The sequence below is a fragment of the Paenibacillus sp. S28 genome, assembly GCF_016624415.1.
GTDB classification, from domain to species: domain Bacteria; phylum Bacillota; class Bacilli; order Paenibacillales; family Paenibacillaceae; genus Paenibacillus_AQ; species Paenibacillus_AQ favisporus.
In genome coordinates this window covers 330,971-352,630 of the sequence record NZ_JACVTM010000007.1, presented here as the reverse complement: position 1 = coordinate 352,630, position 21,660 = coordinate 330,971, and the positions used below count along the sequence as shown (strand labels likewise).

The window sequence follows — 21,660 nt, the reverse complement described above, 5'->3', positions numbered from 1 at the left end:
CTACTCGTTTGAGCCTGACCTTCAGAAGCAGACTGCTGCGGCAGTCTGCTTCTTTTTTCTTAAGTAATGTGCGGTCAGTTTGAGTATAATCTGAATCTCGCTTGTACAACCTCCAAGATCTCTTTCGGCATCTCCCTGATCTTGATATCACCACCCAGGAAAAGCAGCCAATTGGTTATTTCGGTCATTTCTTCGGCTTTATCGACATGAATATATGTCCTTAAAATGGCTGTCGTTTGGTATGGATTCGTATAGGACAGGGATACTTTTATTGGATGGTATTTTCTGAACTGCGCAATCGCTTTTGGACCCAGTTCAATGACCAGATTGGTGATTTCATCCTGCTTACGTAGTTGTTCTTGGATCTTTTTCTTACTTATTCTTTTTTTCAAAGGGTATGGCTCTACATTGGTAAGGTCATCAACAGGAATAATCCTTCTCTTCTCTTCCTTCAAATCAAATCCCTCGATCAGCCAGACGCTTTTCTCACGATAGAGGTGCAGGAGATAAATGGGATAGGACTTGATTTCCATCTCTTCTTGGATGGTGATCCATAAATATTCATCCTTGAGAAGGACTTGGATGAGCTTTTCCAGCATCGGATGGGGGAGGTCCGACAGGTCGAGCAGGTCGGGATTATTGGGGTTGGTTCCTTCAAACAGCAAAATTTGATTCAACAGGACAAGGTCATCCTGCTGGTTTTTCGAAATCAGGCCAAGCAATTTCTCGGCCAGCGATTGGCGGCTCTTCAAATATGGGAGCTGTTGATTTCTTGTAGCCATGAAGCCAATGAACAAGGCTTTAATTTCGTTATCGGTAAAGCGGACCGTGGGCAGGATCGAGTTGTTCATGACGAAATACCCGCCATCCCTGCCGACTTCTGCAACAAGCGGCATCCCCATCGCTTCGATTTCCCGAATATCCCGGATCGCCGTCGATCGGGAAATGTTAAATTCCCGCATGATTTCGGAAATCGTAAAGTGGGCACGGTTGTTGATATACCGCATGATGATATTAATCCGTTCAACTTTTTTCATAGGAGTCTCCTAAACAGTATCACTTTTTGACATGATTCAAGGTTATTATAAACCTATCAAGTGAAAACACAAATCATTTGAACAAATTTTAAAAAAAGGATGGTAATCAAAATGGCACAATATACGTTGGAAGAAAAGGACAGCTTTATCGTATTGGGGATTGGAACGGAACTGAAGAGCGATTACACAGACTACGCCGGCATCAACAAAGAAAAAGCAGAATTCTGGTCAACCGTCGAAGAAGACGGAAGGCTGAATACGTTAAAATCCATCGCCGCTAATGATTTCATTTTTGCCGTGAACGAGGCGGTGAACAACAAGATGATGTACTATGCCGGAGTCATGACGGATGCCTCGCTGCCAGAGGCAACGAGAATGATCCAATTCCCTCAGGGCGAATACCTCGTTGTTAAAGGGGAAGCGCCGACATCCAATGATCTGAGCAATCAGCTTGCTGGCGTTGCGTTTGGTCAAGTGCTGCCGGAAGCGAAAGATTATGCTTATGTTGGAGGGCCGAATGCAACCGTTGAGATGGGGCAGCGAGACGGCGTCGTATTTGGCGAAATGTGGATTCCTGTTGTAAAGAAGTAAGAAAATTCGTGAAGTAATCGAGGCGTATTTTGACCGAAGTAAGTTCTAAGGTGTAACGCCTTGCAAAACTTTTAGGAGGGATAGAAATGTCGTATGTCGTTGATTTTAAAGATGTGTCCACCGTTGGTGTTGAGTCTTCTCCAGTAGCAGAAGCGCTTGCTGGGCTTCGGGCGAATGAGGCTCGTTACTTCATGAACAAGTATAAGCACAAATTTACGGTCGTACCCGCCAGCGAAAGCCAGGAGACTCTGGATTATGTGAACCGGATTTTGAAAGAAGAACGAGAGATCGAGTTTTCAGCCAAGCCTTTGGAAACATCGCAATTTCAAGTCGAAAATATTCAATTCACCTATGTCTTTTATGAAGATGGTCTGGGGCTCAATGTGATGTATACGGTGGATGACCCGAAGAAGCGGGCCGTTGGTTTTAAGCTTTCGGACGGGATGGAGGAACCGAAGGAGCTGGAAAAGTTTAAGTTTGCCCGGCAGAAGTCTAAATTAGCTGGAACGATCCGGGGCTCGTTTTTTGTCATCAAGAAAGAGTACTAAACTACTTAGGAAAAAGCCGCAAAAATGCGGCTTTTTTGCATTTTTATTTACATAAACATTGGATGAAACAGATACTAGATTGGTTAGACGGAGGTATTTCATTGACTCCTTTGTATGAGTTCAGTGTGAGTTGTTGTTACGTTCCTGGATGACAGTTAGAAGTGCCCGTATTTTCGTAACAGAAGAACGACTACTCCAATCAAAATAAATATGATCCCGCCAAACATTTCAGTGGAACCATTTGAGCGTACTTGTTGGACTTCGGTATCATTCTTGGGAGCACGCCGCAAAAATTTAATAAGTTTGGAATTAGGATTTTTATAATCGTACAGGCCTAACACAATCATGAATATACCGAGTACAATCATCCCCATTTGATGATTTTTCTCCTTTTCACGAAAAGCTGCTTGGTTATATCACAATGATTGGCTTTCGCGGTAGGCCTTTTTTACCCTTTCAATTTGAGCAAGGTGACCTCGGACATGTTCAACACGAAATACCAATAATTGCTTAAAGTTAAATCGGCCCTGGTCAACATACACCCCGACTCGCTCGATTTGTTCGCTGGTTAGATTGTCTAGGATGGTCTGCATACTGAGGCGCAGCAATTTGAACAGCTGCAGATATTGTTCGCGGTCCAATAAATCATATCCTAAGTTGTTCGCCCATGCGTCCTGGTCAAATGAAATGAGGGTCGGCTCATCCTCTGCCAAAACTGTTTTAAGTCGAGCTGTAGAAGACATCTCTGAATCCGCCACATGTATGATAATTTGATGAATGCTCCATTGGTCCGGTGCAGGCTTGTAACGAAGCTCCTCCTCCGTTAACCCTTCGATGGCCTCACGCAGCATTGCGTATCCTGAGGCATATTCCTGAATGATGTCTTCCATTTGAGTTCCTCCAATCTTTAAATAAACTTCATATAATAAAACAACTATATAGATTGAACTAAAGTTTAGCTTTGAACTTCCTGTTATAACGGTCTCATACGGCTCTATATTTCTTTAGTTCATTCTATCTAACATGTTTAGAAGTTCTTGGTTTTAGGCAAATATCCTTTTTTCTTTAACGAACCAGACCAAGGCTGAATAAGCGTCATATGATTTGGAGCAGAATGGTTGACTAGAATTCATAATGACAGGAACCGCCCATCTGAAATATGGTATACTTGGAACGTTAAGGGGGGTGCTTTACTGATGGAGAATCGATCAAGATTGTCTGTGACTTCTTTCACTCATGCAAAGCCAGTATTGGAAAAGCGTTACTTTGTATGGGGCGGAATTTTAACTAACGCTGAATAAGCTTTTCTAATATTTTGGCTTTGCACCTTATTTTCAAAATAAGGAGTGAAGCGAATTGAAATATACAAATGCTAAAAAAATACTACCTGAAAAGCTAATTATAGAAATTCAACAGTATGTCCAGGGAGAGACGATTTACATTCCGAAGCAGCAGAAGGAATATCAGCATTGGGGGAGCTTGAGCGGCGGAAGGCAGTGGCTGGATCAGCGAAATGCCGAGATCAGACAGGCATATAAGAATAATATCAGTATCGAGCAGCTAGCTGAGGACTATTTTCTCTCCATTGAAACGATTAAGAAAATTGTATATTCGGGAAATAAATAACGAACGGCACTGATGAAGGTATGCTTCATCAGTTTTTTCATGTCGAAAACGATTCTAAGTCATTGTTTACATATGAATCGTTTATTGCGCTCTTTAGAATTTGAATAGGCGGAGGAACAATCCGCTGGTGCGGAAGATCGATACAACAACTTATGAAATCGATCCCATCGGGGAATGCTGGACCACATCATCCTTCGATGGATTCTATAAGAAAGCGGGGAAACGTAACGATGAACGAACAAAAAAGCAGAAGCAGGCATCTGGTCGATCCGGAGATTATAAGTGTACTTGATTTATTTCCGACAAGCGATCTGACGGGTGCAACCCTAATGGAATCACGGCAAAGTCAAGCAAAAATGATTCCGCAGATGGATGTTACGCAGTTGTTTCCTGTTACATGGGAAGAAAGAGTGGTGCCAAGTTATTTTGGCGGACCCGATATACGCATAGAAATCATTAAACCGCGTGAGCCTAAGTACGATAAAATGCCGTTATATTATTCGATTCACGGTGGCGGAATGGTTATGGGAAGTCCGGTCGGCGATCGCTCAGCGAATGCAGCCTTGGCGGCGCAGCATGGTTTTTGCTGCGTATCTGTGTATTACCGACTTGCGCCGGAACATATTCAGCCAAGCCAATTGCACGATTGTTATTCAGCTCTGAAATGGTGCATTGAACATGCCGAAGAACTCGCGATCGATATTCAGAAAGTCGCGGTTGGAGGGAGCAGCGCAGGTTCCGGACTTGCGGCAGGGCTAGCCCTATACATTCGCGATCAAAAGGAATTTGATATTCATCATCTAAGGCTGCGCAGCCCGATGCTCGATGACCGTACAAGTATTTCGCCGGATCATCCCTATGCCGGCGAGTTTGTGTGGACAAATCGCAGCAATTATTTTGGATGGAAATCGGTACTAGGGCACGAACCCGGTCAAGAGGGGACCAGCGAGTATTACGTGCCTGCGCGTGCGAAATCGCTGGCCGGTTTACCGCCCACGTATATCAGCATAGGCAGCATTGATTTGTTCATAGATGAAGCGATACGATTTGCCAAACAGCTTGCCTTTGACGGTGTCTTGGTGGAGCTGCATGTATATCCTGGATATCATCATTTGGCTCCAGCATTTCCGAATGCGCATTATTCGCAAGAAGGCGCCAAATCCAGTGAATACGCCTTGCTGAAAGCGCTGGAGCTGGTTTGATTTTATTTTCTCGAGTATGATCTTAAAAGTAAAAGCAGCATTCAAAACTTTGAACTGCTGCTTTTTTTGTTGCTTACACATCGGATGCTCACATAACTGCAGGTACCATACAAATTTCAAGCATCGTTATCAAGACATGGTGTATTGCGTATATATCTGGTCAACATTCTCGCTATATCTTCGGGAGGAATGGAGCGATCCGCCGTAAACCAATGTTGAATCATTCCAAACTGTGCATTTCCCAAATAAGCAATTACATAATCCGTAAATAGGTTTTCAGAATTATCGTCTTGATTTCGTTTCAGATTATCATACAAACGTGTACCCACTAAATACTGGAGCCGTTCTTTTAACTCTGCTGGAGCTTCCGGATGGAATAGCGCTTTAAAAAAGCTGGCATGCTTATGCATGTATTGGAAGGCCTTGGTAATCGGAGGATAAGCTCCCTCATGATCAGGATAGCGCATCAACTCCTGAAGATTGAGAGGTTCGAAGACGCTCAATAATTCTTGAATAAATACAGTTTCCTCAATCAGATGAAAAATATCTTTATAATGCAAATAAAAAGTGCCTCGATTAATTCCTGCTGTTTCACATAGGTTTTTAACCGTCAGCCCTTTAATACCTTTATTTTCTAAAATAGACAACAATGCGTTCTCCATTAGCGTGCGACTCCGGACGACTCTCAAATCCGTACTATTTTGGCTCATTTGTGTACCTCCATGATGAATGTTGGTGTTTATCAACAATTTTGACGTTGTATCTATTAATCAACACTTGGCCTTTTATGTTCATTGAACTCCCCGTTATGCCTGATTATAATTGCTTCTATAGCCTTAATCAACACGTGTTCATTACCATCGGGCTGTACTGAATTTAAGGAGGAAAACCATGGAATATAGATATCTTGGAAAGACGGGTACAAAAGTCAGCGCGTTTGCATTAGGCGGATCAAGTTTTGGATCAAGGACAAGTGAAGAAGATAGCATAAAAATAATTGATGAAGCATTGGACTATGGCATTAATCTGATTGATACATCTAACCGATACGGAAATGGGGAATCGGAACGCATTATCGGAAAAGCGATTAAAACCAGGCGGCAAAGTGTCATATTAGCTTCTAAATTTGGTGCGGAGGCTACCCATGAATTAAATCATAGTGGTGCATCTCGCCGCTCAATACGAACTGCTGTTGAACAAAGTCTGCTACGTTTGCAGACCGACTATATAGACCTTTATCAACTCCATCTTCCTTTTGAATTTGTTGCTTATGAGGAGATTCTATTAACGTTGAACGATTTGGTGAAAGAAGGGAAAATTCATCATATCGGTACTTCAAATCACCAGGGTTGGCAAATGGTTCAGGCACAAGCCATTAGCGATCGATATCATATTCAGCGATTTGTAAGTGAACAAACACCATATTCTATGATCAATCGACAAATGGAATTTGAACTTGCTGAAGTCGCTAAACAATATGATCTTTCTCTATTCGTGTACAGTCCCTTATCTGGTGGCTTACTGACAGGAAAGTACAAAGCAGGTCAGGCCGCGCACAGCGATTCTCGCGCTGCGACTTTAAAAGGATATGCAGAAGCGTTAGATCCTGAGCTAGCTGAAAATGAATATAAGTTTAAGATCATTGAAAAGCTGCAACATCTTGCGAATGAAGCGGGGATTCTACTAGCGGATATGGCAGTCGCTTTTACCCAAAGTCATCCGTCCGTCACGTCAACTCTCTGGGGCCCGCGCACTTCAGAACAATTAAAAGCCTATATTGCCGGTGCAGAATTGAGGCTCGGCACGGATGTGTTGGATGCGATCGATGCCATTGTTCCACCAGGCAAACGGATCGATGACAAAGAGCAAACGTGGAGTCCTGAGTGGATGAGTGCCGAACGGCGCAGACGACACGTGAGTTGAAAAATCATTGGAGAGGAAAGGAACCTTGCGAAATCATACAACGGCAGCCGATCACACGATCGGCTGCCGTTGTTTATCGTAGTATTGGGGAGTGCACGTTTCGGATCTTCATGAATATTAATGATGATTTGTCCCTCTAAACGGCTTGTAGAAGGCACGAATGTCTTGTGCCAAGAGCTCGGGTTCTTCCAATGCGGTAAAATGTCCGCCACGGGGCAGCGTAGTCCAGCGGGTTACATTTAGGTTGCGTACAGCCCATTCTTGGGGCGGCAGCAATATATCTGCTGGGAACAACGCGATGCCTGTCGGCACCTCAATGTAGCCCAATGGCGGCAAGGAATGAGAATTCTCATAATAGATGCTCGCTGCCGACATGGCCGTGTTTGTCACCCAATAAATCATCATATGCGTGATCAGTTCATCTTTACTGAATTTTTGCTCAAGATTACCGTTACAATCGCTCCATGCCCGGAATTTTTCAATGATCCAGCTTGCTAAGCCGACCGGTGAATCGGTTAGTCCATACGCTAATGTTTGGGGGCGGGTCGATTGAAGGGACATATAGCCACCCTCTTCAGCAATCCATGCCGAAGCGTTTTTCTTATATCGCAGTTCTTCTTCCGACAGCTTTGCCTGATCCGTTGCCGTCATCAAATCTCTGATAATGCCGATATCCGTCAAGTGGATCCCGAATAACAGTTCCGGATGGTTTGCTGCCAGGTACCTTGTAACACCGGAGCCGATATCCCCGCCGGCGGCAGCAAATTTACTGTAGCCTAAGTGCTGTGTCATCAGCTTAGCCCACATTTCCGAGACACGAAAATTGTTGACACCGGGATGTGCAGGGCGGCTTGAGAATCCAAAGCCAGGTAATGATGGGACAATCACATCAAATGAGTCTTCAGGGTTACCGCCGCAGCTGGCTGGATCCGTAAGCAGAGGAATGATTTTTTCGTAACGAAGGTAACTGTCGGGCCAACCGTGGGTAAGAATGATGGGCAGAGGGTTAGGGCCTTTACCGCGCTCATGTACAAAGTGCACATCGATCCCGTCGATATGGCAGCAATACTGGGATAAGCGGTTCAACTCGGATTCCTTGGCTCGCCAATCATAATGGTCCTTCCAGTACGAAACGAGCGACTTTAAATAACTTAATTCCGTGCCTCGTTCCCATCCATCGTTATCTACTTGTTCCGGCCAGCGAATATGATCCAGTCTGTATTTTAGATCGTCCAAAATTTCGTCTGCGACATGAATGTGAAAACGCTCAATAGTCATCGTGCTTTCCCTCCTTTTGTCGTTGCATCGCCATTATATCCTTTGTGCTGGTATGGTACACTGGCATAAACGAAGCATCTAACTATAAAATTTGATAGGTGATTGCTATGCCGCAAATAGACCGACACAAACATCGTACCGTGAATATTGAGTTTGCCGCTGTGGAGGATCTCAGCATGCTTCCTTATCCTGAGCGTTATACTCTCATTCTCTTCACATCAGGAAGGATGAGCGGGACGTTAAACGAACGGCCGATTTCGATCGTAGCTCCTGGTATCCTTTGCTTGGCTGAGGATGATGAGATGGAAGTGACAGAAAAACAAAACGTTGCTGCACAATCCTTTCGTTTTCATCCCGAATTTCTTAACACGATCACTCTCTCCGAAACGCGGGGCTATTTCCCGACGAGTCCGAAAATACAAGCAGGCCGTTCCCTTTTTCACAGGGAGGATTCATATACAGCTGTACCCCGTATCACCGAGAAAGCATTTCCGCTATTATTTGAATGGTTTTTTATACTTGGCATGGAAGTGCAGGCGCAAAGTGATGCCCGCTGGGCGTGCAGAATAAAGAAATACCTCATCCAGATTTTAGGTTTGCTCGAGGATTTAAACCGAAATGGCGAACATTCCCCTGTCGATTTGGTGCTAGAGTATATTCACACGAACTATTCCAGGAAGATTTCTTTGGAAGATCTGACGAGCTGCGCTCATTTAAACCGAGTGACACTGAATAAGCTGTTTCAGGAAAGATGCGGTCTTACAGCCATGGGTTACTTGCTGTCATACCGTTTAAAAGTTGCAAGTGAACTTTTAACGCACACCGGGATGAAGCTTGATGAAATTGCTCACGCTGCCGGATTTGAGTATGACACTCACTTGATCAAGCAATTTACGGCTAAAAAAGGCATCTCACCTACAAAATACAGGACCATCTCCCGCAAGTTTTCCACGGTTCAATAAAAGACGGAGAGCCCTTGAGCCTCCATTGACAGTGATCCGCTTAACGATTAAGGTAGTGGAGGATATGAAGTAGAAAGTCATTTATTTTTGGAGGATATTTATGAATCAACGCTTTCGAATTACGAGATCGATGCAGCCGGACTCCGGTGATCAAGACATTTCATTGGAAGAATGCAAAGCTTATTTTTCTACCAAGGCTGATTTTACTTACCAAACGGTGCTGACTGTACAAGGGGAAGAAAGTACTATGTCGATCGAAGGGGATTTCTTTATTTGGCAGCATGGAGACGCCCTCATTCCTTTTAGGCATTATATGGGGGAGTTGTATGCAGCTGTCTCTCATCAAGACGTCGTACCCCTTATGATTGAAATTGCAGGAGATTTGCGGGCGGATATCGTGGAAGGGTAATGGACATAGGAGGGGAGACCATGGAAGTTTTTGAAGAATACTTAACACGGATGGATAACCCCGAGCATCGTGCCAGATTGGAAGAAATACTGGGCTGGATCACGAAGACATTCCCGAATTTAACGCCAAAGATTGCGTGGAATCAGCCTATGTTTACCGATCACGGCACATTTATCATCGGCTTCAGCGTAGCCAAACATCATCTGGCTGTTGCCCCTGAAAGGGCCGGGATTCTTCATTTTTCAGATTTAATTAAACAGTCTGGTTATGATCACACCAAGGAGTTGGTGCGGATCCGCTGGGATCGTCCTGTTGATTACTCCTTACTTGAGAAAATGATCAAATATAACATGTTGGATAAAGCAGACTGCACAACGTTTTGGCGGGCATAGCTTATTCATACGGTGAAAATAGCAAGATTACGAGAATACACATTAGTTAAAAAAGCCGCAGCTGTGCGGCTTTTTTTGTATTTTATATCCAATTGCAAAAACCTGGCCTACTTAACCTTGTTGTTCTTCTTAAAATAGGCGCGCGCATCTTCCCGGGTTTCCTTGGGCAAGGTGCGCTCCAGTTCCTCGTTCATCCACTGCAGTGTCCGGCTTCGCAAAGAGTCCCGCATTTTCTCCTCCGCATCCAGCATGACCATATTGATCAAGCAATCCGAAGGTGTACAGGAAGCGCAAGCATCGTTGTTTTCCTTGCTCCGGTAGAAATAGTTTTTATCTTTAATGTTCTGGCATTGAAAAATGGGCTGATCTCCTTCGACGGCCGTTACGACATCCCAGAAAGTTATCGCATCAGGGGATTTGGCCAGCTTGTAGCCGCCCTTGACCCCTGGTACCGAATCCACAATACCCGCTTTGGACAGCTTCCCGAAAATTTTGGACAGATACGTCTCCGACAAACCTTGGTAGGCGGAAAGTTCTTTGATCCCGATCGGACTGTCCACCGGGAGATCAATCAAATATACGAGGCAATGCAAAGCATATTCGACCCCAATACTATACTGCATGCAAGCCACCTGCCTCCCGACAAATTCACTAACCTTAATGTTAAAAGCAAACATTTTTGATGTCAAACGTAACGCGATTGACAAACGGAATGATTGCAAGTTATAATGTCGACATAACTAATCGACGATTAATCCTGTCGACAATTATATAAATAAGTAGGAGAGGATGCATCATGAATAAAATGCTGGTTCTAAATGCCCATCCGGACGTCGAATCCACCACCTCGGTGACTTTAAACGTGCTCGAGTCTTTTTTACAGCGTTACAGAGAGCTTGTCCCGGATGGTGAGGTCGAACAACTCAATCTTTATGGTGACGAGGTACCACTGCTGGATCATGTTGCTCTAACGGCCCGCAGCAAGTCTGCAGCAGGAGAATTGCTTACACCGAAGGAGCAGGCCGTTACGGACCGGACGAACGAACTGCTGCGGCAGTTCATAGGTGCGAAGAACATCGTCATTGCGATGCCGATGCATAATTTCAATATCCCGTCCAAACTCAAAGACTACATGGACGCCATTCTCATTCCGCGGGAAACGTACACGTTTACCCATTCGGGATCCGTAGGCTTGCTCAAGGACGGACGGAGCGTACTCGTTATTCAGGGAAGCGGATCGATATACACCAATAACGACTGGTACACGGAAGTGGAGTATTCCCATCAATATCTACGATCGATGTTTACCTTTATGGGATTTGACAGCTACGAGATCATTCGCGCGCAGGGAAACGCTGTTTTACCGAAAGAGAACGTACTGGAGCAGGCCAAGCAGGAGGCTCTTCAGGCGGCCGAACGTTTCGCATATCGCATGTCTGGCGGCGTTACGCGATAAGTACTCGTATTAAATATCGTGCTGGGGGATACGATAAAGATCAAATCGGATCTGAAACGCCCCGCCATCTTTAGGCCAGGAAGGAAAACCGTCATGGAATGCGTCATTTTCATTGGGATACAGGCTTCCGGAAAATCAACATTTTACAAGGAAAGGTTCTTTGCAACTCATATGAGGATTAATCTTGATATGTTGAGAACAAGGCATCGGGAGAATGTTTTTCTGGAAGCATCCGTCCGAACGATGCAATCCTTTGTGATAGACAATACGAATCCCACCGTGGAGGATCGAAAAAAATATATCGATTTCGTGAAAAAACATCATTATAAGGTTATAGGGTATTATTTCGAACCTGACTATGAATTATCCCTTAACCGTAACAACAAGAGGGAAGGGAAAGAAAAGGTTCCTGAGATCGGAATGATTAGCACGTTGAAGAAGCTGCAACGGCCGTCTTATAGTGAGGGTTTTAATGAGCTGTATATAGTCAAGTCACTAAATGATGCGTTTGAGATTCAAAAATTACCTTTATGAAGGATAACGCAATCCTACCGTGCGCCGTTAGGCGGCACGGTTTTTTTGCTAATCCTTTCCGGTCAACAGCCGTCTTCCGAGCTGCAGTCTCGCTTCAAGCTCAATCCGGTTTTTGCAATCCTCGCAGTAATACATTCCATTTCTGTTTCGTTTCGCGCGGTCGTAAGCTGAAGTGCCCTCGAAGGCGTTAAATGCCCGTTTGCACCCATAACAGATCAGTTGCACACGAAATCCATTAGATTGCTCCTGCACAGAATTCCCCCTTCTGTAATTGATGAAAAAGTCCAGCTCCCTTGACTTGGTAACCACGGCACGGTATAACTGAAAAATGAAATAACACACTGTGCTATTTATAATAATACAGTGTGTTAAAATAAAATCAAGGGGCGTTTTCACCGTGCCAAAAATTGTGGACCATGGCCAAAAAAGAAAACTAATCGCCGAATCGGCATGGAAAATTATTGGAACAAAGGGGATTGAGCATGCGTCTATCCGTGCCGTCGCCGCTGCGGCAGGGGTTTCGCCTGGAGCCTTACGGCATTATTTTTCAACGCAGGACGAGCTGCTGTTATTTATCGTAGATTATTATTTGACGAGGGGAGCCGACAGAGCAAAAGGAACAGAGATAAGCCGTATTCCGATGAAAGCCGCGCTGGAAGTGGTATTAGAGCTCCTCCCCATGGATTCGGACAAACGAACGGCAGCCGGCGTCTGGTGGGTATTCGCCATCCGTTCCCTCACGAGCTTGGCGTTACAAGATAAAAAGGATGAGCTCACGGACGGGCTTCATGACCTGACCAGAACCGTCCTCGATCTTCTGGCTAAGGCAGAGCTTCTTCCCTCATCCATCAACATGGAGCTCGAAAGCTTGAGATTGGCCGCGCTGATCGAAGGCTTGACGGTCCTCGCATTGCTTCGGCCGGAGATCTACGGGCCGGGGACCATTGAACGGATCATCGTCCGCCACCTTCAGGAGCTGTGCGGGCACGCGGTGAATGAGTAAACAAGAAGAGGAACGGTTTCACCAAACTCAACTTAGCAATTGAAAAGAAATCGCAATCGTTGAAATACGATAATATTGGGTTGAGCTTATTGCGTCATTTCTAAAGCGATCTGCATCACTATTGCTCGGATGAAGGAGATGTGCGAAATGAAGGTCAATAAAATAGATCATGTAAGTATAAACGTAAATGATCTCTCGGCCGCCAAAGCGTTTTTTCTCGATATAGGCTTTGAGGTGCGAGCGGAATGGGAGATGGAAGGCGAGCTGTTGGATCGGGTACTAGGGCTCCGCAACGCAAAAACAGCCTGCGTAGCATTGGGGGCACCAGAGAGCCAGGCATGGATCGAGCTGGTCAAATATTATCATCCGTCCGATGATACCGAAATTCAGCAGTCTTATCCCTATACGCTCGGTATTCGGCATATGGCCATTGAGGTTGAAGATATTGAAGCCATCGTCTCCACATTGAAACAGAAGGGCACGGAAACCTTTAGTGAGATCCAGCAATATGAACAAAGTTACAAGTTATGCTATGTTCGTGGGCCGGAAGGGATCATTTTGGAGTTGGCAGAGAAGGTCAAATGACGGGAGATCACGTCTCAGGCATACGCAAGGGATTGCATGCGCAGACAATCAGGGTTACTCGAATTTCGAAGGCGGCACGTTGTAATATTTTTTGAAGGCTTTTGAAAAGGTAAACGGATCAGGATACCCAAGAAAGCCTGCGATCTGTTGGATTGTGTATTTTTTGGCGTAGAGATAATCTCGTGCCCGGTTCATTTTGATTTGGGAAATGTATTGTCCCGGCGTAATGCCAACGCTTTTCTTGAAATAGGAGATAAAATACTTTTCGGATACGCCGACTAGCGCAGCGAGCTCATTCATCCGAACGGAACGGTGCAGGTTTGCATCCACGTATTGAAATACGTCCTGCAGTACACTTAGGCTTCCTTCGGTTTTACCCGGTTTCCTGCCGTTGAGGAATGTGCCGGTGTAGGCGCCTTGCCCGTGAAGCTCAAGGATCTTCGCAATAACGGCGAGGAGGCAGGCTTTCAAGTAAAGCTGGTTCCCCGGTGTGCCGCTGCCCTGTTTCAACCGGCGATAGGCCTGTGTGAACAATACCGCTTCCTCCTGGATCTGGCCGCTTGGCACAATTCCAGGGAGTTCGAACTCACCTAGTATTCGCTGTTGTTCGCCGATGCCGAAATTGAAATGAATGTAAATGAATCGGCAGCCGTCTTCGGTCGTCGAAGCGATATAAGGCATATCGGGATAAAAAAACACCGCATCTCCCGGACCCGCCGTATGTTCGGACCCGCCGATCGTCACCTTCACAGAGCCCGATTGAATGAACCACAGATCGTAATCAGGATGGGACTTGTGCTCGGTCCAATTCTTATCGTGAGCTTGTTCTAAATAAGAGCTTATGCCGAGCGTGACATACTCCGAGAGTTCGTTGAGAATACTCATGTTTGCATTCATCGGGTTGCTTGGCCCTCCTCTACCGCATGACATTTATGATTTTAATCTTAGTATAACAAAGGGTTTACGAGTTGTTAATGATATTACTTTTTGACATGTACTTGAAACTATCTCACATTCCGTTTTCCGGCCATCCTCCTATAATGGACTTATACCATACGAGGAGGGTTATTTGTGAACGGTGTGAACATGCAGCAGCCGAAGGTCGTCGTCATTGGAGCAGGCAGCCTGTTTTTCGGTCGTCAGTCCATTTGGCAGATGGTCCATTCTCCATACTTGAATCAGGGAACGCTTGCTTTGGTGGATACGGACGAGGAACGACTATCGAAAATGGTCAAACTGGCGGAGATGGTGGCCCGGGAGAACAACGTATCTTTGAAAGTGGAGGGCTCGACGGACCGAAGACAGGTGCTTCCGGGAGCTGACTTTGTCGTACTCAGCTTTGCGGAGCAATCGGTCAAATACCGGGGAATCGACTGCCAAGTATCATTAAAATACGGCATTCGCATGTGCTCCGGGGACACGATCGGTCCAGGCGGTATATTTCGGGCGATGCGGGAGCTGCCGATCATTATGGAATGCGCTAGAGATATTGAAGAGCTGTGCCCCAACGCCTGGGTGATCAACTATATTAACCCGTCTACCGTACACGGGATCGCTTTACACCGGTATGCGTCGAAGTTGAAATCATTCGCGCTGTGCGACAGCCACCATATGCCGCATAAAAAGGCCTATTACGCCGTACGGGCCGGAATTATCGGGGACAGAAGCGGGTTCAGCGAGGAGATCGACCGGAAGTTCGACTTCCGCGTCGCCGGCGTCAACCATTTCACGTGGCTTTTGAAAGCGGAGTTCGAAGGCAAGGATGTCATGCCCACGATCGCGGAAGCGATGCGCAAAGCGGCTGGCGAGGAGAACAACGGGGGAGACCGCGGGGCAAAGGCGCTTCATAACGACGCCATTACGTATGAGCTGTACGATATTTTTGGGTATATCCCTACGTGTACGGCCCATACCAAGGAATACGTCCGTTATTGGCAAGGTCACGGCAAGACGCCGGACGCCATTCCGCCGTTATCGATATGGGAGACGGAGGACCGGTATCAGCGTCACAACGAGATGTGGCGGCAGGTCGACGACTTCCTCACAGGAAATGTTCCGATTGCCGATTACATGAGTACCTTCGGCCCGGATCATGCGACGGACATTATCGAAAATATGGTGGGCAACTTGGGGAAACGGTTCTTCATCAATACGCTGAATCGCGGAGCGGTCACAAATATGAGCGACGACTCGTTCCTGGAACTGCTGTGCGACGTGAGCATGGACGGGGCGAAGCCCGTTCACGTAGGCGAGATGCCGCGGGGAATCCGGGGCATGCAGGAGCTTGTGTTGGATACGCATGAGCTTACGGCAGAGGCGGTTGTGGAGCAGAGCTACGAGAAGCTGCGGAGAGCGATGCTGACGGATCCGCTCGTGAACTCGATCAGCGACGCAGACCAGATCATCAAAGAACTGCTGACACTTGAGCGGGAGATGATCCCTGATGTCTGGTATTAAGAATGACCATCCAAACCCAAACCAGGTTCGGCGTCATGATCGTCAGTATATGTAGGAGAAAGCCGGGCGCATTAAGCTGAAAAAGTTCCATGATTGGACGTTGGTGCCCATACAACAATAGCAAGCGAGCTAGCGCATTATGCGCAGCTCGTTTGTTGTTTTTGGATAATCAGGCCTCCGATCGTGCTGGATTTATCGTTTCGGGCTGGGGTACATCACCATCACGCCAATTATACACATGAATCTTTAATAACACCTTATTATATAGAAGGCATGTATTCAGATAAAATATTATTGAAACGATCTTCTCCCATTATGAATAGCTGATATAAAAGGGTGTATATAAAGAAAAAGGGATGGTGGAAAATGATGAATTTTACGAAGCTTACTGCGTATCTGGATACTTTTTATAACGAAAAAAACATTCCCGGTTTAGGTGTCGCTATGTATCACAAACACCAGCCTGTTTACGAACATTATACCGGGTTTTCAGACGTAGAGAATCTAGTTCCATTTAGCCGGGACAGCATTTTCAAACTGTATTCTGCAACAAAGGTTGTGACCTGTACAGCACTGCTGCAGCTGCTAGAGCGAGGAAAATATAAGCTCACGGATTCTTTGTATGAGTATATCCCAGAGTTTAAGCACATGCTTGTTCGTCATTCGCGGCCAGATGGAACAGTCGACCTGCTTCCTTCACAAAATCCAATTACCATCGAGCATTTGTTTACAATGACAGCAGGAATCGAAACGATTCATACGGATGCAGTTCATAAGGCTGTCGCCGAGAGCAACAGTGAGGGACGCACACTTGCTGTTATCAAGGCGGTGGCGCAGGAGCCGTTAGCCTTTGAACCGGGCTCGCATTTTAAATATACCGCGTGCCACGATGTGCTGGGTGCATTGCTCGAGGTCATAACTGGGCAAAGCTTTGGACAATATTTGCAGGAGAATATTTTCGATCCGCTAGAGATGAAAGATACCTCATTCCAGCTAAAGGATGAGAGCCGCTTTTGCAAGCTGTACAATCGATTTAATGGTAAGACGCACACGGCAGAAAGCGTCGGAGAAACTTTTAAGCTTAAGCCAGGCCCAGCTTATGAAAGCGGCGGCGGCGGATTATATTCCACAGTGTCAGACTATATTATATTTGCAGAGGCATTATGCAATTACGGATTGGCACCGAATGGCGTGCGCATCCTTAAACCGGACACAGTGGATGCTATGCGAAGCAAGCACTTGTCGCCTACTGCGCAGCAGGACTTTACCAAATTCGGCGGGGGAAGCAAACTGGGCTACAGCTATGGCTTAGGCGTAAGAACCTTAGTGAATCCTGAGGATAACAATGCACTTAGCCAACACGGGGAATTTGGCTGGGATGGCGCTAGAGGCTGTTACGTTGTCATGGACCCAGTATCGGAAGTCACGCTGTTCTATGCGCAGCAGGAACATGGTTCGGAGTGGTATCGCTGGCACGGAACGATACGGAACTATGCCTATGCGAGCATTTGGGATGCAGGGATGCCGCCAACCCGATAACATAAGCCGACGCTTAGTGGATTTGTGGGGCGAAAAAAGCCGCATGGTTGCGGCTTTTTGTATTTTCTTAAACGACCCTTGCTGTTCCAAATGCATAATGATGCCATAAAATATCTTCCACTGTATCAGCCTGCTCCTCCTCACACTCAATCAAGAGGATCACTTCCGAATTTTTGCCCCGTAACAGACGCCGCTGCTTTTTAATGACTTTGTAGTAGAACAAGTCGATGCAAACCCCAAGGATAAAACCAACAGACGTGCCAATCAGGCCGCAGTAGATCGGCCCCCAAGCCAGCTTAAACCCGACACTGGCACCAATGACGGCAAACGCTGTTCCAAGCGCTGCTCCAGTGCTGATCAACGAAATGCCGTCCGCGTTGTGGATACTGTCAAACAATCTCCGCTCCGTTTTGCGGTTCGTTAAGGGTACAGCGAAAATGTTCTCTTTATGGATTCCGTTTTTCTCCAGAACCGTGATCGCTAATTCCAAATTGGTGGAATGCTCAAACGTTGAAAATATCTGTACCATCGGGTTTATTTCACTACCTTTCCCTTTTTTACTTGAAACGAAGGGCTTTGGTAATGCTTGATCAGGAAGCTCTTCTGCTCGTTGTTAAACAGCTTGTTGTTTTCCACGGTGTTTGCATACGAATCGTACGCTGCAAATCCCCACATGGAGGGCATAAACAGCAGCCATTGTTTGTCAAGCACGGCCGTTGATTCCGTTAATTGACCAAGGAACAGGTATTGGACGGACAGAAGCAGTTTGGAGAAATATAAAAATGCGATCGTCCAAGCAAGTGAGAAAAATGCGGTGACGATGCGGTGAATGTGCAGCTGTCCAAGCCCTGGCATAAATAAGGACCAGATGGCTGACATAACGGGTTGTCGTTTATCCAAATAATTGATTTCCATCGCTCCGATGGTAAAGGAGTTAAACGGAGCGTTTTCTTTTTCCGCGAGTAAAAACACTTTGTTCATATCGACCGATGTCCGGTAACTATCCCATATGCCAAACAAATAAACCGGGATATACATGAGCATCCACCTTGGTTCCAGGACCTCTTTCGCTGCCTCAATATTCCCGCAAAACGAATGTACTATCGCCAGATTAATCTTTGCGTTGTAATTGACAATCACTTCCCACATAAACAAGGTGAACCCACGTAAATATTTGCTTAACAGGAGGTGCCCAAAACCAGGAAAGGCCGCAGACCACCAAGCAATGACATACGGATTGCGGATATGAAACTGGGTGGTACCGGCAATGGAAATATGGGCTTTGTAGCGGCGGAATTTGTTTTCGACATTCCTGTAATTATCCACGAACTTTCCTCCATAAATACACTTAACGATTGGCTATTTGCCTTCTCACGAGTTTCAGATTATACACAAGAATTAAGAATATAAAGGGATATAACACAGCTGAATACCACAGCTTCCAACCGTTATAATAAAAAAAGTCAGTCTGCAAAGTTAGCCATTCAAAGCTGGTAGAAAATACTGACCACACAATAATATATATCATTTTGAACCGCATTCTCTTATGGAAAGGGAAGAAATTCAAGAACAGAAAGCTGACGGATGGGAAATACATGATAATCGCCAACATTGACAGCCACTGGAAGCCAGGGGACAGATAACCATAGAGATCATAATGCAGGTCGAACACCACATCCGTTGTAAGACCGAATGCGTAGGCAAAAAAAGAAGTCGCATAAACCTCAATCCTGCTTAAATTTTTGGGGACAGCAAAAGACACAATGTTCAGAAATAAAAAAAATACAAATACATAGACCATGCTTATTGACCACTTCCCATTTTGATCCGGCGCAGTTCTGTGCCTGATTAGCATTATGGGATGATTCAGATGATTATAAACCCCCTTCACTGAAGACAGTAAAAAGCCCTCGGCGATGGTGCCAAGGACTTATCGGATTTTTGTTGGGCATTACTAGTCTCCCCAAAAGATCATACTTTTGGTCGGGTCGTGTTTCTACCCAAGCATTACCATAGGGACAGCATACATTAATAGAGTCAACTTATGATGATTAAGGAGGAGATATGATGGGGAACAACAATATTCACGGCTGTCCCGCTCCACAGAATATTACATTGGTGCAGCGCTTGCAGGCGCTTGTGGGACGAACGGTGACGGTGTTCCAGCCCGGGTTTCCAAGATTGACCAAAACGACAGGCAAGCTCTCCAATGTGACCAAGTCCTCGTTTACAGTTGGCAAGACTGTAGTCGCAATCCAAACCTCCTTTTATATCGTCACGAACGAAAGGGTTGTACGGACGAAACCCTTTGACTTGACGGCCACCGCAGAAGATATCGGCGAACTGAACGGGATATTAATCCGCGTGGGTCGGGGGTTTGTCGAGTTTGTCCAGACCCCGGGCCGAAGAGTGCCTACCATTTTTCCATTAAATATATTTACTGAAGTGACTTGCGAAAGCGAAGAGGAGTAAGAACCGCACCAAAGCGAAAACCTTCAATCCGTTGTGGCATGGATTGAAGGTTTTTGAGTTTAGATGCTTCTATTATATTGTAAGATGTAATGCAGTTTTTTACCCTTCTTCCGTCGAGTACGTCTTCAGGTTCCGAAGAACAGGGAAAAGCCAATACATCCAGATTACGGCAACAGCTAGGGTGCCAACGCCGCCGATGATGGTTGCCGGCACGGCACCGACCAACCCGGCCATCGTACCGGATTCGAATTCGCCGAGCTGATTGGAGGTGCCGATGAAGAGCGAGTTAACGGCATTGACCCGGCCCTGCATCTCTTGGGGCGTGTTCACCTGTACAAGCGTCGAACGGATCACGACGCTGACGACGTCGGCTGCGCCGGTGAGAAACAACGCGAAGAGCGAAAGCCAGATGCTGCGGGAAATGCCAAACAGGATGGTCGCCAAGGCGAACACCACGAGCGAGGCAAACAGCGTTTTGCCAATGGCTTTCTCAATCGAAATTCGCGTAAGAATCAGCGAAACAACGATCGCGCCGACTGCTGGCGCTGCGCGAAGCAGGCCGAGACCGGTCGGACCGGTCTTCAGGATTTCGTCGGCAAAGATGGGCAGCAATGCCGTCGCGCCTCCGAGCAGAACGGCGAACAGATCGAGCGAGATGGTGCCCAGGATGATTTTACGGGCGAATACGAACCGCAGACCGCTGAAAAAGGTGTCGATCCCGACGGCATCCAGCTTTTTAACGAAATGAACGGTCTTCACGAAGAAAATCAACACGACGGATATTAGGAGCGCGACCAGCGTTGTGATGTAGGCCGTAGAGATGCCCCAGATCACGAGTACGCCTCCGAGCGACGGGCCGACGATCATCGCCGTTTGCATCCCCGAGGCGGACCAGGCTGCTGCCTGCGGCAGCTGCTCGCGGTCGACGATATCCGGCACGAGGGCGGCAGAAGCCGGGCCTTCGAAGGTACGGCAAGCGCCGAGAATGGCAGCGGCGATCAACAAATGGACAGAGGTGATCCAGCCCTCAATGCTGCTGATGACGAGAAAGACGACGACAACGCACTCTATGAGTTGGCAAATATAAACGATGGTACGGCGATCATAGCGGTCTGCCGTCTGCCCGGCCGGCAGCGTCAGCAGCAGCATAGGCAGGAACTGGGCAAGCCCGACAAAGCCGAGCTGAAAGGCGCTGTCTGTCAGTGCGTACATCTGCCAACCAATGACGACTGACAAAATTTGAAAAGCGCTGGCCGAGAAAATCCGCGCGATCCATAGGTGCAAAAATGAGCGGTTATGGAGCACGGACGAAGTGTTCACATTCAATGCAAGTCATCCTTTCTTGTTGTGGAAAAAATGCCGAACGTATAGTTTCCGTAAAGCGAAACTATGTATTTGCTTACATAGTGCTAATTCATTTTATATGAAATGAAAAAAAGAAGGAAGGGAGGGGGAGAAAAACATTCTCAGAACCGCCAAGGCTGTCTTATACTTGGAGGCCACTGGAGATGTGAGGCATATGTTACTTGAACGATTCAAAGTTTAGGGGATGTTTAAGTAAACCGGATCTTAAGTAACGGCGAACTATAATGTGAAGATTACAAGGAAGCCCCTCACGATAATGATCGAGAGGGGCTTGCTTATTA

25 protein-coding genes are annotated in these 21,660 nt (G+C 46.3%); 15 read left to right on the top strand and 10 right to left on the bottom strand.

Annotated features, from left to right (window positions below):
• Nucleotides 1–74: 74 nt before the first annotated feature.
• Nucleotides 75–1,037 carry a helix-turn-helix transcriptional regulator gene (locus IAE55_RS19340; RefSeq protein WP_145159197.1) on the bottom strand — a complete coding sequence of 321 codons (963 nt, stop codon included), beginning with the start codon at nucleotides 1,035–1,037 and terminating at the stop codon, nucleotides 75–77.
• A 111-nt stretch (nucleotides 1,038–1,148) separates the two neighbouring features.
• Here IAE55_RS19340 and IAE55_RS19335 point away from each other — a divergent pair, with 111 nt between their 5' ends.
• Both IAE55_RS19335 and IAE55_RS19330 read left to right on the top strand, forming a co-directional pair.
• Entirely contained in the window at nucleotides 1,149–1,628 is a 480-nt protein-coding gene (locus tag IAE55_RS19335) for a GyrI-like domain-containing protein (protein ID WP_152397922.1), read from the top strand.
• Between the two features lie 86 nt (nucleotides 1,629–1,714).
• Nucleotides 1,715–2,176 (top strand): phage tail protein, encoded by a 462-nt coding sequence (locus tag IAE55_RS19330; protein ID WP_200633590.1) that lies wholly within the window; start codon nucleotides 1,715–1,717, stop codon nucleotides 2,174–2,176.
• Nucleotides 2,177–2,592: 416 nt separating this feature from the next.
• On the opposite strand, the gene IAE55_RS19325 is transcribed toward IAE55_RS19330, so the two are convergent.
• Complete coding sequence (locus IAE55_RS19325) at nucleotides 2,593–3,066, bottom strand: DinB family protein (RefSeq protein WP_145159205.1); 474 nt, start codon at nucleotides 3,064–3,066, stop codon at nucleotides 2,593–2,595.
• A 466-nt stretch (nucleotides 3,067–3,532) separates the two neighbouring features.
• On the opposite strand from IAE55_RS19325, the gene IAE55_RS19320 reads away from it, so the two are divergent.
• Both IAE55_RS19320 and IAE55_RS19315 read left to right on the top strand, forming a co-directional pair.
• A complete protein-coding gene (locus tag IAE55_RS19320; protein ID WP_145159207.1) occupies nucleotides 3,533–3,802 on the top strand; it encodes a CD3324 family protein in 270 nt (89 codons plus the stop codon).
• Between the two features lie 230 nt (nucleotides 3,803–4,032).
• Nucleotides 4,033–5,004: an alpha/beta hydrolase gene (locus tag IAE55_RS19315; RefSeq protein ID WP_145159209.1), complete on the top strand. Its 972-nt coding sequence runs from the start codon at nucleotides 4,033–4,035 to the stop codon at nucleotides 5,002–5,004.
• 116 nt (nucleotides 5,005–5,120) lie between these two features.
• On the opposite strand, the gene IAE55_RS19310 is transcribed toward IAE55_RS19315, so the two are convergent.
• Nucleotides 5,121–5,666: a TetR/AcrR family transcriptional regulator gene (locus IAE55_RS19310; protein WP_234489680.1), complete on the bottom strand. Its 546-nt coding sequence runs from the start codon at nucleotides 5,664–5,666 to the stop codon at nucleotides 5,121–5,123.
• A gap of 229 nt (nucleotides 5,667–5,895) precedes the next feature.
• Here IAE55_RS19310 and IAE55_RS19305 point away from each other — a divergent pair, with 229 nt between their 5' ends.
• A complete protein-coding gene (locus tag IAE55_RS19305) occupies nucleotides 5,896–6,927 on the top strand; it encodes an aldo/keto reductase (RefSeq protein ID WP_145159213.1) in 1,032 nt (343 codons plus the stop codon).
• 117 nt (nucleotides 6,928–7,044) lie between these two features.
• On the opposite strand, the gene IAE55_RS19300 is transcribed toward IAE55_RS19305, so the two are convergent.
• The gene (locus IAE55_RS19300) at nucleotides 7,045–8,205 is read right to left on the bottom strand and encodes an epoxide hydrolase family protein (protein ID WP_145159215.1); all 1,161 of its coding nucleotides are present in this window, start codon (nucleotides 8,203–8,205) and stop codon (nucleotides 7,045–7,047) included.
• A gap of 107 nt (nucleotides 8,206–8,312) precedes the next feature.
• Between IAE55_RS19300 and IAE55_RS19295 the strand changes: the two genes are divergently transcribed.
• The 3 genes from IAE55_RS19295 (at nucleotide 8,313) to IAE55_RS19285 (ending at nucleotide 9,968) form a co-directional block, all read left to right on the top strand.
• Nucleotides 8,313–9,167 carry a helix-turn-helix domain-containing protein gene (locus tag IAE55_RS19295; RefSeq protein WP_200633589.1) on the top strand — a complete coding sequence of 285 codons (855 nt, stop codon included), beginning with the start codon at nucleotides 8,313–8,315 and terminating at the stop codon, nucleotides 9,165–9,167.
• A 100-nt stretch (nucleotides 9,168–9,267) separates the two neighbouring features.
• The gene (locus IAE55_RS19290; RefSeq protein WP_200633588.1) at nucleotides 9,268–9,576 is read left to right on the top strand and encodes a hypothetical protein; all 309 of its coding nucleotides are present in this window, start codon (nucleotides 9,268–9,270) and stop codon (nucleotides 9,574–9,576) included.
• 20 nt (nucleotides 9,577–9,596) lie between these two features.
• Nucleotides 9,597–9,968, top strand: coding sequence for an iron chaperone (locus IAE55_RS19285; RefSeq protein ID WP_200633587.1), 372 nt, complete (start codon nucleotides 9,597–9,599; stop codon nucleotides 9,966–9,968).
• A 107-nt stretch (nucleotides 9,969–10,075) separates the two neighbouring features.
• Here IAE55_RS19285 and IAE55_RS19280 read toward each other — a convergent pair whose 3' ends face one another.
• Nucleotides 10,076–10,591, bottom strand: a complete 516-nt coding sequence (locus IAE55_RS19280; RefSeq protein WP_145159221.1) for an RrF2 family transcriptional regulator — start codon at nucleotides 10,589–10,591, stop codon at nucleotides 10,076–10,078.
• A 173-nt stretch (nucleotides 10,592–10,764) separates the two neighbouring features.
• Here IAE55_RS19280 and IAE55_RS19275 point away from each other — a divergent pair, with 173 nt between their 5' ends.
• From IAE55_RS19275 to IAE55_RS19260, 4 genes are all read left to right on the top strand, one after another.
• Complete coding sequence (locus IAE55_RS19275; RefSeq protein ID WP_200633586.1) at nucleotides 10,765–11,424, top strand: FMN-dependent NADH-azoreductase; 660 nt, start codon at nucleotides 10,765–10,767, stop codon at nucleotides 11,422–11,424.
• Between the two features lie 93 nt (nucleotides 11,425–11,517).
• On the top strand, nucleotides 11,518–11,958 hold the full coding sequence (locus tag IAE55_RS19270; protein ID WP_200633585.1) for an AAA family ATPase: 441 nt from the start codon (nucleotides 11,518–11,520) through the stop codon (nucleotides 11,956–11,958).
• A 397-nt stretch (nucleotides 11,959–12,355) separates the two neighbouring features.
• Entirely contained in the window at nucleotides 12,356–12,961 is a 606-nt protein-coding gene (locus IAE55_RS19265) for a TetR/AcrR family transcriptional regulator (protein WP_200633584.1), read from the top strand.
• A 147-nt stretch (nucleotides 12,962–13,108) separates the two neighbouring features.
• On the top strand, nucleotides 13,109–13,546 hold the full coding sequence (locus tag IAE55_RS19260; RefSeq protein ID WP_200633583.1) for a VOC family protein: 438 nt from the start codon (nucleotides 13,109–13,111) through the stop codon (nucleotides 13,544–13,546).
• Between the two features lie 54 nt (nucleotides 13,547–13,600).
• Here IAE55_RS19260 and IAE55_RS19255 read toward each other — a convergent pair whose 3' ends face one another.
• Nucleotides 13,601–14,443, bottom strand: coding sequence for a helix-turn-helix domain-containing protein (locus IAE55_RS19255; RefSeq protein ID WP_105442599.1), 843 nt, complete (start codon nucleotides 14,441–14,443; stop codon nucleotides 13,601–13,603).
• A 174-nt stretch (nucleotides 14,444–14,617) separates the two neighbouring features.
• Between IAE55_RS19255 and IAE55_RS19250 the strand changes: the two genes are divergently transcribed.
• The gene (locus IAE55_RS19250) at nucleotides 14,618–16,003 is read left to right on the top strand and encodes a family 4 glycosyl hydrolase (RefSeq protein ID WP_200633582.1); all 1,386 of its coding nucleotides are present in this window, start codon (nucleotides 14,618–14,620) and stop codon (nucleotides 16,001–16,003) included.
• A 366-nt stretch (nucleotides 16,004–16,369) separates the two neighbouring features.
• A complete protein-coding gene (locus IAE55_RS19245) occupies nucleotides 16,370–17,542 on the top strand; it encodes a serine hydrolase domain-containing protein (protein WP_200633581.1) in 1,173 nt (390 codons plus the stop codon).
• A 67-nt stretch (nucleotides 17,543–17,609) separates the two neighbouring features.
• Here the strand turns inward: IAE55_RS19245 and IAE55_RS19240 are convergent, their stop codons facing one another.
• From IAE55_RS19240 to IAE55_RS34380, 3 genes are read right to left on the bottom strand one after another with little or no spacing between them, the layout of a single operon-like run.
• The gene (locus IAE55_RS19240) at nucleotides 17,610–18,071 is read right to left on the bottom strand and encodes a hypothetical protein (RefSeq protein WP_200633580.1); all 462 of its coding nucleotides are present in this window, start codon (nucleotides 18,069–18,071) and stop codon (nucleotides 17,610–17,612) included.
• Between the two features lie 5 nt (nucleotides 18,072–18,076).
• Nucleotides 18,077–18,868: a hypothetical protein gene (locus IAE55_RS19235; RefSeq protein WP_200633579.1), complete on the bottom strand. Its 792-nt coding sequence runs from the start codon at nucleotides 18,866–18,868 to the stop codon at nucleotides 18,077–18,079.
• A 22-nt stretch (nucleotides 18,869–18,890) separates the two neighbouring features.
• Nucleotides 18,891–19,343: a CBO0543 family protein gene (locus tag IAE55_RS34380; protein WP_442793339.1), complete on the bottom strand. Its 453-nt coding sequence runs from the start codon at nucleotides 19,341–19,343 to the stop codon at nucleotides 18,891–18,893.
• 266 nt (nucleotides 19,344–19,609) lie between these two features.
• Between IAE55_RS34380 and IAE55_RS19230 the strand changes: the two genes are divergently transcribed.
• Nucleotides 19,610–20,014 (top strand): hypothetical protein, encoded by a 405-nt coding sequence (locus tag IAE55_RS19230; RefSeq protein ID WP_105442605.1) that lies wholly within the window; start codon nucleotides 19,610–19,612, stop codon nucleotides 20,012–20,014.
• A 99-nt stretch (nucleotides 20,015–20,113) separates the two neighbouring features.
• Here IAE55_RS19230 and IAE55_RS19225 read toward each other — a convergent pair whose 3' ends face one another.
• Nucleotides 20,114–21,334, bottom strand: a complete 1,221-nt coding sequence (locus tag IAE55_RS19225; RefSeq protein WP_325168666.1) for an MFS transporter — start codon at nucleotides 21,332–21,334, stop codon at nucleotides 20,114–20,116.
• Nucleotides 21,335–21,660 lie beyond the last annotated feature (326 nt).